Raw genomic sequence first — 15,674 nt, forward strand, 5'->3', positions numbered from 1 at the left:
TTTTTTAAAAACTTTAATTTACTGTTTGAAAGATATTTTTACCAATTAAGAATATCATTATATTTGCACAACTTCATAAAACATTCAATGAAATACAAAAGAATACTCCTCAAACTATCTGGCGAAGCCTTAATGGGAAATCGTCAATACGGCATTGACCCAGACCGACTTGCAGAATACGCTAAAGACATAAAAGACATAACAGATAAAGGTGTTGAAGTAGCCATAGTTATTGGCGGCGGAAACATATTTAGAGGGCTTTCTGGAGCCAGCAAAGGTATGGATCGTGTGCAGGGAGACCACATGGGCATGTTGGCTACTGTAATAAATGGATTGGCACTTCAAGGCGCTATGGAAGATGCAGGTATTGAAACCAGGTTACAAACAGCCATTAAAATAAATGAAGTAGCAGAGCCTTTCATTAGAAGACGTGCCATGAGACACCTAGAAAAAGGACGTGTTGTTATTTTTGGTGGTGGCACAGGTAATCCTTATTTTACTACAGATTCCGCAGCCGTTTTAAGAGCCATTGAAATTGAAGCAGACGTTATCTTAAAAGGAACTCGTGTGGATGGCATTTACACTGCAGACCCAGAGAAAGACAAAACAGCTATAAAATTCAATAATATTTCTTTTGATGAAGTTCTAAGCAAAGGACTCAAAGTAATGGATACTACAGCCTTTACACTTAGTCAAGAAAACGAATTACCTATTATTGTTTTCGATATGAACAAAAAAGGTAATTTACTAAAAGTTGTTTCAGGAGAGGAAATCGGAACCGTTGTTAATGTTTAATTTGGCGTAATTTTTGTTTAATTACGTTCTAATAAATTAAAAAACCATGAACGAAGACATACAATTTATATTAGACAGTGCTAAAGAGTCTATGGACAATGCACTTAAGCATTTAGAAAAACAATTGGCCAATATTAGAGCAGGAAAGGCAAGTCCTGCTATGCTAGGCAGCGTTATGGTAGATTATTATGGTTCTCAAACCCCTTTAAACCAAGTGGCCAATGTTAACACCCCAGACGGTAGAACGATTACCGTTCAGCCATGGGAAAAAAACATGCTTCAAGAAATTGAACGCGCCATTATGATTGCCAACTTAGGTTTTAATCCAATGAATAACGGTGAAAGTATCATTATCAATGTTCCACCGTTAACAGAAGAACGTAGAAGAGATTTATCTAAACAAGCAAAGTCTGAAGCTGAAGATGCCAAAGTTGGTATTAGAAATGCGAGAAGAGATGCCATGCATGAGATTAAAAAATTAGAGGATGCTTCTGAAGACCTTAAAGGGAATGCCGAAATTGACATACAAGAAATGACCGATTCTTACGTTAAGAAAGTGGATGATATTTTCGTAAAGAAAGAAACAGAAATTATGACAGTATAGTTTTTACTATAACTACACTGTCATTCTGAACTCCTGCAAAGCAGGAGAGTTATTTCAGAATCTTATCGGTTTACATAAATAGAATCTGAAACGAGTTCAGATTGACAAAACACTTGTTTTTTTCAGAGTTACTATTGCAAACTCTTATAGTTTTTATGTTGAGACATTGTTTTTTTATTTTTTCATTTCTTTGTTTTAACATAACCTATGGTCAACAACCCAAAGAAACCTCTCAAGACTCTACTCAAAAAAAAGCCTTTATCCGGCATCTTGGCAACGGTTATTTACCAACCAAATATTTTAACTTCGACCTTAGATACCTTATAAAATTCAACCAATATGAAGGTGTTAGAACAGGTTTGGGAGGTACAACAAACCAAAATTTTTCAAAAAACTTAAAATTTCATGGCTACACCGTTTATGGATTTAGAGACGACCAATTTAAGTTTAGTGCCGCCACTTCAATTAGATTAGCACCTAAGACCAATACCTGGATCAACTTATCTTATACCGATGATTTACAAGAAACGGGAAGCACTACATTTTTAACCGACGGCAGGTTTTTTCAGTTTTTTGAACCACGTTTACTAAATATAGATTTGTTCCATCAACACATTACAAAATCGTTCTCAATAGAGCATCAATTATTTAGACAAGTAAATACCAAAACTGAATTTTCAGTTAGCAAAATAAAACCTACTTATACCTACAACTTCAATTCTAATGGCACCTCATTAAGCAACTTTAGAATTAGCATGGCTAAAATTGCTTTTCAATGGAGTCCGTTTAGTGAATTTAATCGAACAGAGGAGGGTTTTAAAGAGGTGCAATCGGGTTATCCTAAATTTACACTTCAATATTCAAAAAGTTTAAAAAATGTATTTGAGAGCAACTTCAATTTTTCAAAAATAGACTTTAAGGCCATCCAAAAATTTATAAAAACAGAAGACAATTACACAGAGATTACATTAGTATCTGGGCTAGCCAATGGGGATGTTTCTTTAACGCATCTATATCATGCTTATCCCAATAACATTACTAAGGAAACCATTTTACAGCGATTCTCTGTGGCTGGCCTAAATAGTTTTGAAACCATGTACTTTAACGAGTTCTTCTCAGATAAGTTCGTAACCTTTCAGTTAAAACGTGCGTTTAAACCTTTTTTAATTTCAGAAAGATTTAAACCCCAACTGGTATTAATAACAAGATATGCTCTTGGTGATATGGAATCTCCAGAAAGACATGAAAATATCACCTTTAATTCGCTTAAAAAAGGGTATACCGAGTCTGGTATAGAACTTAATAAATTACTGTTTGGTTTTGGCTTGAGCTTCACCTATCGCTACGGTGCTTATTATTTACCCTCTTTCGCAGATAATATAGCCTTAAAGTTCACATTTAACGTGAGTTTGTGAGGTAATACCGCTGATTTTTCTACCTTTGCGCAGCTTTCATAAAAAGGGATGTTTAAACTATTCAGCAAAGGCTTTTGGGATGTTATAGCAAGACTGATTTTACGTAATAAAATTGGTATTTTATTAGCTATAATTGTTGCTACTTATTTTTTTAGCCTGCAGTGGGATAACATGAGGTTCACCTATACCGAGGCTAACCTCTTACCTGATGACCATGAAGTAAATATTTCCTATAATAATTTCTTAGATACCTTTGGAGAAGAGGGGAATCTCATTGTACTAGGCGTAAAAGATAGCAGCCTATTCACAATTGATAAACTGAACGCTTGGAATAAACTTTCTCATAGCTTTTTGGAATATGATGCCGTTGAAACCGTCATCTCCATTAAGGACCTTCAAAAGCTAGTTAAAGATACAGAGAATGAAAAATTCAATTTAGAGCCGTTTATAAAAGACTCCATAACTTCTCTAGAGCAAATTGACAAACTTCAAAACGAACTCTTTCATAAATACCCTTTTTACGACAATTTCCTGTTTAATAAAGACACCAAAACCGTAAGAACGGCGATTTACATGAACAAGGAGATTGTAAATACCTCGGCCAGAAAGGATTTTGTTATTGATGTCTTAGCTGATAAAATAGAGGCTTTCGAAAAAGAGTACGATTTAGATGTGCGTGTTTCTGGAATGCCTTACATCAGAACACTTAACTCACAAGTAATTATCAATGAAATTAACTGGTTTGTCATTGCTGCTTTACTAGTTACTTCGATAATTTTCTTTTTCTTTTTTAGGTCTTTTAGAGCGACATTTATCTCGTTAATCGTTGTTTGTATCGGCGTGATGTGGACACTCGGGATTATTGGTCTATTCAATTATGAAATTACAGTTTTAACAGCCTTAATACCGCCACTAATCATTGTAATAGGTATTCCAAACTGTATATTTTTAATAAACAAATACCAACATGAAGTGAAACTTCATGGTAATAAGGTTAAGTCTTTACAGCGTGTTATTACCAAAATTGGTAATGCAACATTAATGACCAATGTTACTACCGCTTCTGGTTTTGCCACTTTTATTCTTACCGAGAGCAAACTTCTTAAAGAATTTGGTGTTGTGGCCTCTCTAAGCATTTTGGCCATTTTTATTTTATGCTTATTAATTATACCTATAATCTACACCTTCTTGCCATTCCCAAAAGACCGACATTTAGAACACCTAAATAAACGTTGGATAGGTGGTTTCGTAAATTGGATGGAATGGATGGTAAAACAGCGCCGTATTGCAATATATAGTATCTCTGTATTACTTCTTGTAGTTAGTATGATTGGTATTTATCAAATTAGAATCTCTGGAAGTTTAGTTGAGGACATGCCCAAAGAAGCTGAGTTTTTTAAAGATATTCGCTTTTTTGAAGAAGAGTTTAATGGTATTATGCCCTTAGAGTTTATGGTTGACACCAAACGCAAAAAGGGGGTAATGAAGCTGTCTACACTAAAACGTATGGACGATTTGGAAGATTTAATAATTGAAATTCCTGAATTATCTAAACCCATTTCGGTAGTTAGCTTAGTTAAATATTCTAAGCAAGCCTATTATAACGGCAACCCTAAATATTATCAGTTACCAACATCCCAGGAAAATAATTTCATTTTATCGTATGCCAAAAACTCGTCATCGAACGTGGACCTACTCAATAATTTTGTAGATAGCACTGGCCAATATGCTAGAATAACAACGTTCATGAAAGATGTAGGCACAGATAAAATGGAGCGTATAGAAGAAGATCTTCAAAATAAAATTGATAAGGTTTTCCCAAAAAAACGTTACGATGTAACTATGACCGGAAAAGCACTAGTATTTCAGAAAGGCACCAAATACCTAGTGAAAAACTTAGCCATTTCATTATCCTTGGCAATTCTTCTCATCTCCTTATTTATGGCCTATATGTTTAGGTCTGGAAGAATGATTATCATCTCCCTAATTCCAAACTTACTACCCTTACTGGTTACTGCAGGCTTAATGGGGTATTTAGGAGTTCCCATCAAACCCTCTACCATTTTAGTGTTTAGTATAGCTTTTGGTATTTCGGTAGACGATACAATTCATTTTCTAGCAAAATACAGACAGGAATTACAAGCTAATAATTGGAAGATTAAAGTTTCTGTTTACGGTGCGTTAAAAGAAACTGGTGTGAGTATGTTCTATACCTCCATTGTGCTTTTCTTTGGATTCTCTGTTTTTACGATTTCTAGTTTTGGAGGCACTGTGGCTCTTGGAGCCTTAGTTTCAGCAACACTCTTGTTCGCCATGTTATCGAATTTATTATTACTTCCCTCTCTATTATTATCACTAGAACGCAACATTGCAAATAAGGAAGTTTTAAGAAAACCTCCAATAAATATTATCCCAGAAGAAGATGACAAGGAAGAGAATTTCAAAAACTAATATTTTTTTAATTTTTAGTTATAGAATTTTATTTTTTAGTTGTTTTAAACTTGTAAGCCGAAAGGCTTTTTTTATATTTACGTAATAAATCCAGATATTAATGCAACAATTTACCGTTTTAGAATTATTATCTAAAGATATTTCCTTAACAGAAGTTGAAATAAGAGGCTGGGTTAGAACTTTTAGAGCCAATAGGTTTATTGCCTTAAACGATGGCTCAACTCTAAAAAACATTCAATGTGTTGTGGACTTTGAAAGCCTAGATGAAGATGTCCTGAAACGCATCACTACAGGAGCCGCAATACATGTTACAGGTAATTTAGTAGAAAGCCAAGGTAAAGGTCAAAGCCTAGAAATTCAGGTTAAAACTCTCGAGATTTTAGGAGATTCAGACCCTGAGACCTATCCAATACAACCTAAAAAACACTCCTTCGAATTTTTAAGGGAAAACGCTCACTTAAGAACCAGAACAAATACTTTTAGTGCTGTTATGCGCCTTAGATCTGCATTATCTTATGCCATACACCGCTACTTTAATGAAAACGGATTCTACTACATGCATGCTCCTATTATTACTGGTAGTGATGCAGAAGGAGCCGGTGAAATGTTTAAAGTAACAAGTTTAGATGTAAATAATTTACCAAAAAATGGAGGCAACAAAGTTGATTATTCCAAAGACTTTTTCGGAAAGGAAACTAACTTAACGGTTTCTGGGCAGCTAGAAGCCGAAACATACGCCATGTCTTTAGGTAAAGTTTATACCTTCGGCCCCACTTTTAGAGCCGAAAATTCCAATACGTCTCGTCACTTAGCAGAATTCTGGATGATTGAACCCGAGGTTGCTTTTATGGATTTGGCTGGCAACATGGATTTGGCTGAAGATTTTCTGAAATATGTTATTAAATATGTTTTAGAAAATAACAAAGAGGACTTAGACTTTTTGGATAAGCGCCTACAAGATGAGGACAAAAGAAAACCGCAAGCGGAACGCAACGATATGACACTACTTGAAAAGCTCAAGTTTGTAACAGATAATCATTTTAAGCGTGTAAGCTATACAGAAGCGGTAGATATCCTTAGAAACTCTAAGCCTAATAAGAAAAAGAAATTCAAGTACCTTATTGATGATTGGGGATCTGATTTACAGAGCGAACACGAGCGCTTTTTGGTAGAGAAACACTTTAAATGTCCTGTAATCTTATTCGACTATCCTGCGGATATTAAAGCTTTTTATATGCGCCTGAATGACGATGGCAAAACGGTTAGAGCTATGGATATCCTATTCCCAGGCATAGGTGAAATAGTAGGTGGTGCCCAACGCGAAGAAAGATTAGATATTCTTAAAGAAAAAATGGCAGCTATAAATATCCCAGAAGAAGAACTTTGGTGGTACTTAGACTTAAGAAAATATGGAACAGCTGTGCATTCTGGATTTGGTTTAGGCTTTGAACGTTTGGTTATGTTCGTAACTGGAATGAATAATATTCGTGATGTCATTCCTTATCCAAGAACACCTCAAAATGCCGAATTCTAGGCTAGCCTGAGCAAACGGTATCGCCAAACAATAGAAAAGTATATTCATCAGCGCATTATAAATTCACGTCTTTGCGAGTCACGTACGATTAAAAAAATGAAATTTCTTTAGTTTGGTACGACTTTGGCAAGCTCATTGCTTTTTTTATCTTTGATTAACAACAAGCAACCAAATCATGCTCAAACAACATTTACAGTTTAAACTGTCTCAAAAGTTATCTCCGCAACAGATTCAATTAATGAAATTGATCCAGTTGCCCACTCAAGCCTTTGAGCAAAGGCTAAAACAAGAATTAGAAGAAAATCCAGCATTAGAAGGCGGAAAAGAAAATAAGGATGAATTTGATTCTGAATTCGACAATAGCGAAGATTACAACGATAGTGATACCATTAACGCCGATGATATTAATGTAGATGAGTATTTAAGCGACGATGAAATTCCTGATTATAGAACACAAGCTAATAATTATAGCAGTGATGATGAAGAAAAAACCATCCCTTATGCGGCAGGAGTATCTTTCACCCAGCATCTTGTAAATCAATTAAATACTTACAGGTTAACAGAAGAAGAAAGAGATATCGCCGAATTTTTAGTTGGAAGTGTTGATGAAAGTGGCTATATAAGAAGAACCTTATCTGATATTATGGATGATTTGGCTTTTACTCAAAATGTTTATACTACAGAAAGTGATATTGAAAATGTATTAAAAGTAGTTCACCAACTAGACCCGGCCGGTGTTGGCGCAAGAAATTTACAAGAGTGCTTGAGTATTCAGTTACATAGAAAAGAAAAAACACCAGATACTGATTTGGCCATAAACATCATTGATAAAGCTTTTGAACAGTTTATAAAAAAGCATTACAAAAAATTGATTCAGAAATTCGATATCTCTGAAATTCAATTAAAAGATGCTATTTCAGAAATAGAACACCTTAACCCAAAACCTGGGGGGTCGTATTCAGGAAACAATAGAATAGTTGAACATATTATTCCCGATTTCGCTATTAAAATCGTAGACGGAGAATTGGAACTTACCCTGAATGGAAGAAATGCACCAGAACTTCACGTTTCCAGAGAATACAATAATATGCTTAAGGGCTACAAAGATTCTAAAGACAAATCTAAATCCCAGAAAGACGCCGTAATATTCATTAAACAAAAATTAGATGCCGCCAAGTGGTTTATTGAAGCTATTAAACAACGGCAGCAAACCCTTTTTGTTACTATGAGCGCTATTATGCACTATCAAAAAGAGTATTTTTTGAGTGGTGATGAGCGCAATTTGAAACCTATGATTTTAAAAGATATTGCCGATGAGATTTCCATGGATGTATCTACGGTCTCTAGAGTTGCTAATAGTAAGTATGTAGACACGCCTTATGGCACTAAACTTATTAAGGACTTCTTCTCTGAGTCTATGAAAAACGATCAAGGTGAAGATGTGTCTACTCGAGAAATTAAAAAAATACTGGAAACCGTAATAGAAGAGGAAGATAAAAAGAAACCTCTAACTGATGAAACACTTGCAGGTATTCTTAAAGAGAAAGGCTATCCTATTGCTAGACGAACAGTAGCTAAATATAGGGAGCAACTGGATATCCCTGTTGCCAGATTACGTAAAAAAATATAATGGATTATATTTTAAGAGGTATATCATTTATATTTCACCCCTTGCTAATGCCTCTTCTTGGAGTGGTATTTTACTTTTCCAAATCACCTAGATTTATTCCAAATGAGATAATTTGGGCAAAAATACTATCTATTAGCATTTTAACTATAGCGCTGCCAATATTACTCTATTATCTATTAAAGACGCTAAGGCGTGTAAAATCCATATACCTGAAGACCACTAAAGAGCGTATTGTACCTTTGGCGCTTAATTGTGTTGTGATACTGATTGTTATTAAACGAATTGTAACTCCTGCTCAAATAATAGAATTATACTATTTCTTTGTTGGCATTTTAATTTCAAACATGGCCTGTCTACTTTTCGCATTGTTAAAATTCAAAGTCAGTATTCATATGATTGCTGTTTCTGGCGTCTTTATGTTCTTCATAGCCCTTAGTATTCACTTCAGTATTAATATAAATGGTACTTTGGCCTTAATGGCTTTAATTCTTGGTGCTGTAGCAACCTCACGATTACATGTAAACGCACATACATTTAAAGAATTAATCATAGGAACCTTAATAGGCGCGCTTCCTCAATTAATATTACTCTCTTATTGGTTATAAAAAGTAAAATATAAGTCCGATTTTTAAAGTTCTTATATCTAAACTTTCATTATTCAATGTAGCATCTTCTGTAAATATTGGACTTAACCCATAGTAGAAATACAAGTTCCAAGTAGCATATCCCGCAGAAAGTGTTAGACCGTATTGAAATTTATTAAAATCTTCTAAATCACTCAGTTTCCGATTTCCTAAAACTCCTTGATACTTGGCTGTATTTGCAATTAAATACCCCAATTTCATTCCCGCATATATACGCCAAAAATTATAATCTGCAGCAGTGGAAGTTCGCCATCTAAACTCAAAAGGGACTTCGGCATAGTGCGACGAAAATTTGTTTTTTGAAAAGCTATTAGCATCCAATACACTAAAGCTTAATGTACCAGTAGAAACTCTATCGATTAGAATATTCTGGTTAAACGAATTTGTAGAATACCCTAGTCCTAAAGCCAATGCTAAATTTCTTCCTTTATTTATTGGCATGTCTTTGATAAAGCCTAGTTGAAATCCCAAAGAAAATCCGCTCTGAGAAACTTCAGTAGGTTTTTCTCCAAATAAATTATAAGTAACACCTAAATAAAACTGATCTTCCTTATATAGGGAGTCTAAGGCTTTAACATTAGTATTATCCTGAGCACAGACAACACAGGGCAGAAATAAAAACCACAAAATTAGGAGTATCTGTTTCACTTAAGATAACTATTGATTAGTAGAAGGGTTGACTCTAAAAAACAAAAGGCGTTCTGAAGTTTCAAAACGCCTTTATATATAACTAAGATTAAGATTATCTTCCTAACGGACTACCTTTCTTGGTAGTGTAATTAATTTTAAGCGCATTAACCTTACGTAACTCTTGCTTAATATCTCCGATTGTTCCCATATTGGCCTCGCTATCAACTTTTAAAGCTGTAGTAAGAAATGGAATCAATTCTTCTCTTTTAGAAGCTCTCTCTGCTGCAATAAACGCCGCAATATCTTTTACATCTGCAAAATCGTCGTTCAACTGAATTCTAGTTTCAGTACCAAATTGCTTGTAATTTTCACTTGGCTTACCTGCATAAATATACATTACCAAATCTTTCTTATCAAGCTTTTCCAACTGATCTGCAAAAGGTAAGTTATTTTCAATCTTTAAGGTGTTCTCACGCATAACCGTAGCCACCATAAAAAAGAATAATAACATGAAAACGATATCTGGCAAAGATGCTGTAGATATAGCTGGTAATGCACCGCTTTTTTTCTTTTTAAATTTAGACATATTATTGAATGTTAAATTAAAATTATTGTACCTCTGAAAGCTTTTGAGGATATTCCAACTTAATTTGGTCTATCTTCTCTTTTAACCTTTCTTTATTTCCTGGCCAGTTAACGTCTTTATGATTTGCCTGCATTTCTGTGAAAGACTTCCCATAAAGAGCTTGTGCTCTTTTGTTTCTTAAGTCATTATAAGCTGCTACCAATTCATTCTGAACTGCTATATACATCTTATAAGACGTTTCTCTTTCATTTTTTAAAGAAATGATGGCCTTATCAGGATTGTCAGATGAAGCGGGGTCTTTTTTTCCGCTACAATAGTTACATGAACCATCTCCTCCATTGTCCAAAAATTCAACAGCAGCTGCTCTCAAATCTTTCAATTCCATTATTTCGTCTTCAACAAGCAATTGATCTTTACCATTAAGTAAAACCGTAAAGATATTTTTTTGCTTGATGATTACATCCTCTTCAGACTCTTCCATTGGCGGTAACTTTCTGTTAATTCCAGAATCTACCTCAATAGTAGTTGTTACAAGGAAAAATATCAATAATAAGAAGGCAATGTCGGCCATGGAGCCCGCATTTACTTCTGGTGCTGCTCTTTTTGCCATAATTATTATTTATTAAATATTTTTTTAACTCCAGAGTATGCCATTGAAGCTATAGCTAATATTGCTAACACGTAAAAAGCATAAAGCCCTGCTCCAACATTCTTTGATGTTGCCTCTGTTACATCTTGTCCTTTTTCAACAAAAGGTTGTAAATCTAAATCTGTTCCTGAAGATATTCCATAAGACACCAATATGATGGCTAAAAACGCTCCAACAGACATTAAGGTCTTCTTGATATTTCCAGCAAACAAGCCCTTTAGAACGAAAATAATAACGAACCCTAATATTAAGGCGAGTATTACATAGGAAACGTATAACAGATTACCCCCCATGCTACTTGCTGTATCTTCATCACCAAACCATATCATGAACACAAAAATTGCGCCAAGAATAGCTAGTGCGAAGGCTACTATTTTTAAAATTTTATGTAAACCCATATTCTTTCTATTTATTTATATTACTTTTTATTCTTAACCAATAAATCCATTAACGTGATAGAAGCATCTTCCATGTCGTTAACGATACTATCGATTTTTGCAATAATATAATTGTAAAAAATCTGAAGAATAATAGCTACAATAAGACCGAATACCGTTGTTAAAAGTGCTACTTTAATACCACCTGCAACTAACGAAGGCTGCATGTCTCCTGCTGCTTCAATCTTATCAAATGCTTGAATCATACCAATTACCGTTCCCATGAACCCTAACATTGGTGCCAATGCGATAAATAATGAAATCCAAGATACATTTTTCTCTAATTGCCCCATTTGAACACCACCGTAAGCTACAACAGCTTTTTCAGCAGCTTCGATGTCTTCGTCTGCTCTATCAAGTCCTTGATAGAAAATAGAAGCGATAGGCCCTTTAGTATTTCTACAAACTTCTTTTGCTGCCTCTACACCTCCAGAAGCTAGAGCATCCTCAACGCTTTGCGTTAATTTCTTTGTGTTTGTAGTAGAAAGATTTAAAAAGATAATTCTCTCTATGGCAATTGCTAAACCTAGAATTAAACATAACAATACAATCCCCATAAATCCAGGACCTCCTTCAATAAATCTTTTCTTTAATTCTTGATGAAAGCTTTCACTGTCAGCATCAGCTGCAGCAGCTCCTTCTTCCTGAATTGTAGCAGCAACTGTTGTCGCTGTAGTTGTAGTTGCAATTGTACTTGCGTTAGCTGTTCCAAATACCATCATTCCAGTTATGGCAAGGATAGAAAATAATCTTTTCATGTCTCGATCTTAATTTTATTAGTTAAAGTGTTAAAGATAAAAAAAATAAGTAACTAATCTCTTAAAAACAACAGCAGAGAGGAAGGGATTCGAACCCTCGATACCCTTTTGAGGTATACACACTTTCCAGGCGTGCGCCTTCGACCACTCGGCCACCTCTCTATAGTTTATTTCAATCGTATTAATTACGGGGGATGAAATAACAAAAAATTCTTTAAATCTTAAAATTTTAAAGGGTTAATTTTAGGTCATTTCTCCTCTTAAAGGCTTTTCATAAGTTGTTTTAAAAATTTCACTCGATATATTACACCCCAATAGGTGCATTAACTTAGTAACGGCAGCTTCTGTAGTAATATCTTTGCCCGAAATTACTCCAATTTCCTTAAGGCTATTACTCGTTTCGTAATGCCCCATAATAACACTACCTTTAGAGCACTGCGTGATGTTCACAATGTGGACCCCATTTGTTATCCTGTCTTCTAATAAATTGATAAACCAAGATTCTGTTGTACAATTTCCCGCTCCGTAAGTTTCTAAGATAACTGCTCTTAAATTTGGCGTATCAAAAACACTCTGAATAACACCTTTGGTTATACCCGGAAATAATTTAATAAGGGCAATATTGCTATTAAGGTTTTTATGAACCTTAAATGGTTTATTAACGTGTGGATTGAACAAATACTTTTTATTCACTTTTAAATGCACCCCAGACACAGCAAGTTCATTATAATTGGGAGAAGCAAACGCTTCAAAATGCTCCGCATTCATCTTTGTTGTTCGGTTACCACGATAGAGTTTGTATTCGAAATACAAGCAAACCTCCTGAATTACAGGAATTCCATCTTTTTGTAAAGAAGCAACTTGAATTGAGGTAATGAGATTTTCCTTGGCATCGGTTCTTAAATCTCCTATTGGTAATTGCGAACCAGTAAAAACAACAGGTTTTGCTAAATTATCTAACATGAAGCTTAAAGCAGAAGCTGTATAACTCATCGTATCACTTCCATGAAGTACCACGAAACCATCAAACTTATCATAATTAGTCTCAATCAATTCGGCAATTTCCACCCAATATTCGGGGTTCATATTACTCGAATCAATTGGTTTGTTGGAAACCGTTTCAATATTACAGTCTAACAATTGTAACTCGGGAATTTTGTCCAAAAGCGTTTTAAAATCGAATGCCTTTAAAGCACCGGTTTTAAAATCCCTTATCATACCAATGGTTCCACCGGTATAGATAAGTAATATATTAGGTTTTGATTCACTCATAAATTAAACCCCAAATACCTCTTTTGAGTTTTGCGTTGTAATGGCTGCAATTTCTTCAATTGGTAAGTTATAAATTTCGGAAAGCTTATCCAACACCTTTAATATATATATACTCTCATTTCGTTTTCCTCTATAAGGCACAGGTGCTAAATAAGGCGAATCTGTTTCCAATACAATATGCTTTAAATCTATTTCATTTAAAAACTTGTCAATCTTCCCATTTTTAAAAGTAGCCACACCACCAATACCCAATTTCATATTATAGGACAGAGCTTGATGCGCTTGTTCCAAAGTTCCTGTAAAGCAATGAAATATTCCAAACAGCCCATCATGTTTAACCTCTTCTAAAACTTCAAAAATCTCATCAAAGGCTTCCCTACAATGAATCACAATTGGTAATTTATGTTTTTTAGCCAGTTCTATTTGATATTTAAATGCTTCCTGTTGAATACCAAGTGTTGTTTTATCCCAATACAGATCTATCCCAATTTCGCCTACGGCATAAAACTGCCTTTTGGACAACATCTCTTCTACGTGTAGTAACTCTTCTTTGAAATTCTCCTTGACATGTGTTGGGTGCAATCCCATCATTAAAAACACATTATCAGGAAAATCTTGTTCCAATTGCAACATAGATTCTGTATAAGTTGAATCGATAGCGGGAATAAAAAATCGTGATATATTCTGCTCGATGGCACGTTGAATCATCTCATACCTATCTCCATCAAAAGCTTCGCTGTATAAATGTGTATGCGTATCAGTAATTGTCATGCTGCGAAAATAAGGAAGAAGGTAGTATAATAAAAGGACCTGTCAGGTTTTTGAAACCTGTCAGGTCTTGAATTGAATGTATCAATCTAATTTCTTAATTAACCTCTGCGCCACTTCATAATCATCAGCATCTTCTGGAATGGCTCTTAAAATCTCCAAACAGGCATCATATTCTTTTTGTTTCAATTTACTTAATGCCAAATACCAAGTGGCTTTGTGTTTGTATGCTGAATTACTCTTTCTTAATATTTCTAACAGTTCCTCTGCTTTATTATATTGATTAGTTTCAATAAGTGTAATAGCGATATAATACTGTATTTCAGAATTTGAAGTATCATCTTTGTAAATTTCATTAAACAATGCCAAAGCGTTTTCAAATTCTTTCGAATTAAAGGCATTTTCTGCATCTTTCAATTTTGAATTTTGCTCTCCTCTCATCATTAAACTAATAGTATCATGGTCTGCAAAATCACTATAGGCTGGTGTTGAAAATTGTTGAAATGTAAAAATCCCAAATAACAAGACAATACTTGCTGCAATGGCATATTTGAATAATTTGAAAACTTTAGGTTTAGATTTACTTTCGGAAACAGCTTCATCTTTATTAAAGTGTTTTTCTGAAATATTTTTAAGATTAGCCTCGAAAGCTACTGAATCTTCTTCATTTTCAAACTTATTTCCTAAAAACGATGATAGTTCCTTATAGGTATTGAATGCTTGATTAAATTCTGGTTCGGTTTCTAATCGTAACTCAAAAGCTGTTACTTCCTCTGGTGATATCTCACCAGTTAAGTAAGATTCAAATAGTATGTAATTTTTATCCTCCATGACAATTAACTTTTAAGTTGGTTAAATTCAGGCGACCCTTGAACCAGTTCCGTTAGTTTCCCAATGCATAAAGATTTCTTTTTTCGGGCATAAGCGTATGTTACCCCCAAGCTCTTAGCAACTTCTTCCATAGATTTAATTTTAAAAGTTGCCGTTAACAAATCTTTACAAGCCTTTCCCAGATTATTGAACATTTCTGAAAACAATGCTCGCTTTTCACCAAAAACTGAGGTTTCAAAAGCTAGTTCTTGAGCCCCGTCATCTTTAGATAATACTTCCTCATTAATTGTTACCTCTTTGTTAGAAGATTTTTTTAATTCATTCAGCCATTTTCGTTTACACAACAAAAAGAAGTAGGCATCAAACGGACAGGTTAATTGCAATTTCTTTTGGCTTGCTTGATTATAAATAGTTATTAAGGTGTCTTGAATAACATCTTGGGCTTCATCTGCGCTTCCACTATTCTGCTTAATATAATTCACCACTTTGGGCACAAACTTGTCATAAATAGATTGGATAACAAACGAGTTATTCTGTAGTAATCCATCAATGTATTTCTGGTCTTCGTGAATTTTTTTTTCGCCCATTAACCCTTGTATTTGCTACTAATGTAAAAAAAGTTTGAAAAAAAAGGGTAACAAATTTTATATGGTTTTGATATAAGGGTGTA

16 protein-coding genes and 1 tRNA gene are annotated in these 15,674 nt (G+C 34.4%); 7 read left to right on the forward strand and 10 right to left on the reverse strand.

The genetic code is table 11. The features are described from left to right. Positions 1-87 precede the first annotated feature (87 nt). From pyrH to M0214_RS04580, 7 genes are all read left to right on the forward strand, one after another. Entirely contained in the window at positions 88-795 is a 708-nt protein-coding gene (gene pyrH / locus M0214_RS04550) for a UMP kinase (RefSeq protein ID WP_248724284.1), read from the forward strand. A 46-nt stretch (positions 796-841) separates the two neighbouring features. Continuing rightward, positions 842-1,399, forward strand: a complete 558-nt coding sequence (frr, locus tag M0214_RS04555; RefSeq protein WP_248724285.1) for a ribosome recycling factor — start codon at positions 842-844, stop codon at positions 1,397-1,399. 155 nt (positions 1,400-1,554) lie between these two features. Beyond that, the gene (locus M0214_RS04560) at positions 1,555-2,814 is read left to right on the forward strand and encodes a DUF5686 family protein (RefSeq protein WP_248724286.1); all 1,260 of its coding nucleotides are present in this window, start codon (positions 1,555-1,557) and stop codon (positions 2,812-2,814) included. Positions 2,815-2,862: 48 nt separating this feature from the next. Further along, complete coding sequence (locus M0214_RS04565; protein ID WP_248724287.1) at positions 2,863-5,265, forward strand: RND family transporter; 2,403 nt, start codon at positions 2,863-2,865, stop codon at positions 5,263-5,265. A 100-nt stretch (positions 5,266-5,365) separates the two neighbouring features. Next, the gene (gene asnS, locus M0214_RS04570; RefSeq protein WP_248724288.1) at positions 5,366-6,799 is read left to right on the forward strand and encodes an asparagine--tRNA ligase; all 1,434 of its coding nucleotides are present in this window, start codon (positions 5,366-5,368) and stop codon (positions 6,797-6,799) included. 175 nt (positions 6,800-6,974) lie between these two features. Beyond that, the gene (gene rpoN, locus M0214_RS04575) at positions 6,975-8,429 is read left to right on the forward strand and encodes an RNA polymerase factor sigma-54 (protein ID WP_248724289.1); all 1,455 of its coding nucleotides are present in this window, start codon (positions 6,975-6,977) and stop codon (positions 8,427-8,429) included. Then, on the forward strand, positions 8,429-9,034 hold the full coding sequence (locus M0214_RS04580) for a hypothetical protein (RefSeq protein ID WP_248724290.1): 606 nt from the start codon (positions 8,429-8,431) through the stop codon (positions 9,032-9,034). The genes rpoN and M0214_RS04580 overlap by 1 nt, the downstream gene beginning before the upstream one ends. On the opposite strand, the gene M0214_RS04585 is transcribed toward M0214_RS04580, so the two are convergent. The 10 genes from M0214_RS04585 to M0214_RS04630 form a co-directional block, all read right to left on the reverse strand. Beyond that, positions 9,029-9,721 carry a porin family protein gene (locus M0214_RS04585; RefSeq protein ID WP_248724291.1) on the reverse strand — a complete coding sequence of 231 codons (693 nt, stop codon included), beginning with the start codon at positions 9,719-9,721 and terminating at the stop codon, positions 9,029-9,031. The two genes, M0214_RS04580 and M0214_RS04585, sit on opposite strands and share 6 nt — an antisense overlap. Positions 9,722-9,815: 94 nt before the next feature. Next, positions 9,816-10,289, reverse strand: coding sequence for a biopolymer transporter ExbD (locus tag M0214_RS04590; RefSeq protein WP_248724292.1), 474 nt, complete (start codon positions 10,287-10,289; stop codon positions 9,816-9,818). 22 nt (positions 10,290-10,311) lie between these two features. Next, positions 10,312-10,899, reverse strand: a complete 588-nt coding sequence (locus M0214_RS04595; protein WP_248724293.1) for a biopolymer transporter ExbD — start codon at positions 10,897-10,899, stop codon at positions 10,312-10,314. A gap of 5 nt (positions 10,900-10,904) precedes the next feature. Then, entirely contained in the window at positions 10,905-11,336 is a 432-nt protein-coding gene (locus M0214_RS04600; RefSeq protein ID WP_248724294.1) for a hypothetical protein, read from the reverse strand. Positions 11,337-11,356: 20 nt separating this feature from the next. Next, positions 11,357-12,133 carry a MotA/TolQ/ExbB proton channel family protein gene (locus M0214_RS04605; protein WP_248724295.1) on the reverse strand — a complete coding sequence of 259 codons (777 nt, stop codon included), beginning with the start codon at positions 12,131-12,133 and terminating at the stop codon, positions 11,357-11,359. 74 nt (positions 12,134-12,207) lie between these two features. After that, positions 12,208-12,295 (reverse strand) — tRNA-Ser (locus tag M0214_RS04610). Positions 12,296-12,376: 81 nt separating this feature from the next. After that, the gene (locus M0214_RS04615) at positions 12,377-13,405 is read right to left on the reverse strand and encodes an asparaginase (RefSeq protein ID WP_248724296.1); all 1,029 of its coding nucleotides are present in this window, start codon (positions 13,403-13,405) and stop codon (positions 12,377-12,379) included. Between the two features lie 3 nt (positions 13,406-13,408). After that, positions 13,409-14,176 (reverse strand): TatD family hydrolase, encoded by a 768-nt coding sequence (locus M0214_RS04620; protein WP_248724297.1) that lies wholly within the window; start codon positions 14,174-14,176, stop codon positions 13,409-13,411. A gap of 81 nt (positions 14,177-14,257) precedes the next feature. After that, positions 14,258-15,004, reverse strand: a complete 747-nt coding sequence (locus M0214_RS04625) for a CDC27 family protein (protein WP_248724298.1) — start codon at positions 15,002-15,004, stop codon at positions 14,258-14,260. 5 nt (positions 15,005-15,009) lie between these two features. Continuing rightward, entirely contained in the window at positions 15,010-15,591 is a 582-nt protein-coding gene (locus M0214_RS04630; protein WP_248724299.1) for an RNA polymerase sigma factor, read from the reverse strand. Positions 15,592-15,674 lie beyond the last annotated feature (83 nt).

It is taken from the genome of Seonamhaeicola sp. ML3, assembly GCF_023273855.1.
Taxonomy (GTDB): domain Bacteria; phylum Bacteroidota; class Bacteroidia; order Flavobacteriales; family Flavobacteriaceae; genus Seonamhaeicola.

Coding starts and splice junctions, on each gene's coding strand:
- frr (WP_248724285.1), top strand. CDS start 842: ATGAACGAAGACATACAATTTATATTAGACAGTGCTAAAGAGTCTATG.
- M0214_RS04580 (WP_248724290.1), top strand. CDS start 8,429: ATGGATTATATTTTAAGAGGTATATCATTTATATTTCACCCCTTGCTA.
- M0214_RS04595 (WP_248724293.1), bottom strand. CDS start 10,899: ATGGCAAAAAGAGCAGCACCAGAAGTAAATGCGGGCTCCATGGCCGAC.
- M0214_RS04615 (WP_248724296.1), bottom strand. CDS start 13,405: ATGAGTGAATCAAAACCTAATATATTACTTATCTATACCGGTGGAACC.
- pyrH (WP_248724284.1), top strand. CDS start 88: ATGAAATACAAAAGAATACTCCTCAAACTATCTGGCGAAGCCTTAATG.
- M0214_RS04625 (WP_248724298.1), bottom strand. CDS start 15,004: ATGGAGGATAAAAATTACATACTATTTGAATCTTACTTAACTGGTGAG.
- M0214_RS04630 (WP_248724299.1), bottom strand. CDS start 15,591: ATGGGCGAAAAAAAAATTCACGAAGACCAGAAATACATTGATGGATTA.
- M0214_RS04600 (WP_248724294.1), bottom strand. CDS start 11,336: ATGGGTTTACATAAAATTTTAAAAATAGTAGCCTTCGCACTAGCTATT.
- M0214_RS04605 (WP_248724295.1), bottom strand. CDS start 12,133: ATGAAAAGATTATTTTCTATCCTTGCCATAACTGGAATGATGGTATTT.
- rpoN (WP_248724289.1), top strand. CDS start 6,975: ATGCTCAAACAACATTTACAGTTTAAACTGTCTCAAAAGTTATCTCCG.
- M0214_RS04560 (WP_248724286.1), top strand. CDS start 1,555: ATGTTGAGACATTGTTTTTTTATTTTTTCATTTCTTTGTTTTAACATA.
- M0214_RS04565 (WP_248724287.1), top strand. CDS start 2,863: ATGTTTAAACTATTCAGCAAAGGCTTTTGGGATGTTATAGCAAGACTG.
- asnS (WP_248724288.1), top strand. CDS start 5,366: ATGCAACAATTTACCGTTTTAGAATTATTATCTAAAGATATTTCCTTA.
- M0214_RS04590 (WP_248724292.1), bottom strand. CDS start 10,289: ATGTCTAAATTTAAAAAGAAAAAAAGCGGTGCATTACCAGCTATATCT.
- M0214_RS04620 (WP_248724297.1), bottom strand. CDS start 14,176: ATGACAATTACTGATACGCATACACATTTATACAGCGAAGCTTTTGAT.